General features: G+C 70.7%; 2 protein-coding genes. Both read left to right on the top strand.

All coding sequences use genetic code 11. The features are described from left to right. The first annotated feature begins 78 nt into the window (after positions 1 to 78). Complete coding sequence (locus tag ACTUAL_RS31815; protein ID WP_440902815.1) at positions 79 to 1,023, top strand: SMP-30/gluconolactonase/LRE family protein; 945 nt, start codon at positions 79 to 81, stop codon at positions 1,021 to 1,023. Positions 1,024 to 1,205: 182 nt separating this feature from the next. Next, positions 1,206 to 2,371: non-reducing end alpha-L-arabinofuranosidase family hydrolase (locus ACTUAL_RS31820; RefSeq protein ID WP_440902816.1), on the top strand; the 1,166-nt coding region annotated here is incomplete at its 3' end.

The following is a 2,371-nucleotide window of genomic DNA, read 5'->3' on the forward strand; positions in this document are numbered from 1 at the left end:
ACAAGCGCCCACTGCCACCCCGCGCCGCGAGGCGCTTGGCTGGCACCAGACACCCCTCCCACCCCCTGGAGCCCTCCCGTGACCACCACCCGCGCCCTCCTCGCCGCGACCCTGCTCCTCACCGCGCTCGCCCCCGCACCACCCGCCGCCGCGCACCACCCCGTCACCCGCTACGTCGTCCCCGGCGACCGCGCTCACCCGGAGGGCCTCGTCCGCGAGCCGGGCACGCCGCACTTCTACGTCGGCGGCACGACCGACGGCACGATCTGGCGCGGCCACGTCGACCGCCCCGCCCTGGAGCCCTTCCTGCCCGCCGGTCAGCACGGCCGCACCACCGCCGTCGGCATGAAGATCACCCGTGGCTGGCTGGTCATCGCGGGCGGCGCCACCGGCAAGGTCTTCGTCCACAGCACCCGCACCGGCGCGCTCCTGCACGTGTTCGACTCCGGGGCCCGCGACGGCCTGGTCAACGACGTCGCCATCGCCCCGAACGGCGACGCCTACGTCAGCGACTCGCTGCGCCCCGTCCTCTACCGGATCACCGCCGCCGAGCTGGCGAGCCCCGAGGTCGAGCAGCCACTGAGGACGTTCGTGGACCTCACCGACTCCCCGGTGCGCTACGAGGAGGGCATCAACGGCAACGGACTCGTGGTCACCAGGGACGGCCGCCACGTGCTGCTCGCCGACACCAACTCCCGTGCGTTCCACCGCATCAGCACCAGCACCGGAGCCATCACCCCGATCGACCTCGGCGGCGTGGGCGACATCGGCTCGGACGGGCTGCTCCTGCGCGGCGACCGCCTCTACAGCGTCACCAGCCTGTTCCACCCGGAGGGCGAGATCAGCGTCCTGCGGCTGAGCGAGGACCACTCGCGCGCCACGGTGCTGCGGCGGATCAACGGCCGTGGCATGGACGTCCCGTCCACCGCGGCCTTCGACGGCGACGACCTGCTGGTGGTCAACTTCCAGTACCAGATCGCCGAGCCGAACCTCCCGTTCACCGTCGTCCGCGTGCGCCTCTGACCCGCGCCAGGCCGAAAGAGCGCGCGAAACCTTTGCGCTGGAGGCTAAACCGCGCCCGCCCTTTTTAGCTTTGACCACCCCGGACCACCTGGCTAGATTGCAGGAAGTGGGGGTACCAGCCCGCTCCCCGCCGCTGCCGGTCGGCCACGCCGACCACCCGTCGACGACGACGAAGGGCGACCATGCTCCTCGCAAGGCTGTTCACCCCGCGCCGGGCCCGGATCGGCGCCATGGCCACCACCTCGATCGCCATGGTGACCGCGCTCGCCGCCCTCTCACCGCAGGCCGCCGCGGCGCCAGGGTGCTCGATCGCCTACGCGGCGACCTCCCAGTGGCAGGGCGGTTTCACCGCGAGCGTCGCCATCACCAACCTCGGTGACGCCGTCGACGGCTGGACGCTCACCTGGACCTACGGCTCGGGCCAGCAGGTCGCGCAGGCCTGGAACGCCGAGGTGTCCCAGTCCGGCGGCCAGGTGAGCGCCCGCAACGCCTCCTACAACGCCGCCATCCCCACCGGGGGCCGCGTCGAGTTCGGGTTCAACGCGACCTCCACCGGGTCGAACCCCGACCCGACCTCGTTCAGCCTCAACGGAACCACGTGCACGGGAGGAGTCGGGCCCACGACCAGCACGCCCCCGACCACCACGCCGCCCACCACCACGACCCCGCAGCAACCGGGCGGCTCGCTGCCGAGCAGCTTCCGGTGGTCCTCCAGCGGCGCGCTGATCGGACCCAAGCCCGACTCCTCGCACGCCACGGTCTCCGTCAAGGACCCCAGCGTGGTGCGCCACAACGGCCGCTACCACGTGTTCGCCTCGGTCTACACCAACGGCTACAACCTCGTGCACACCAGCTTCACCGACTGGTCCCAGGCCGCGTCCGCCCCGCACTACTACCTGGACCGCTCCGGGATCGGCACGGGCTACCGGGCCGCGCCGCAGGTGTTCTACTTCGCCCCGCAACGCCTGTGGTACCTGGTGTACCAGACCGGTTCCAACGCCTCGTACTCGACGACCGCCGACATCGAGAACCCCGCGTCCTGGTCCGCGCCGAGGAACTTCTACGCGAACGGGATGCCGCAGATCATCCGGGACAACATCGGCAACGGCTACTGGGTCGACTTCTGGACCGTCTGCGACACGGCCAAGTGCCACCTGTTCTCCTCGGACGACAACGGCCACCTGTACCGCTCGGAGACCAGCCTCGCCCAGTTCCCCAACGGCTTCACCAACACGGTGATCGCCATGCAGGACAGCAACCGCAACCGGCTGTTCGAGGCGGCCAACATCTACAAGATCGCAGGCAAGGACCAGTGGCTCATGGTCCACGAGGCGATCGGCTCGGACGG

It is taken from the genome of Actinosynnema sp. (assembly GCF_052038725.1).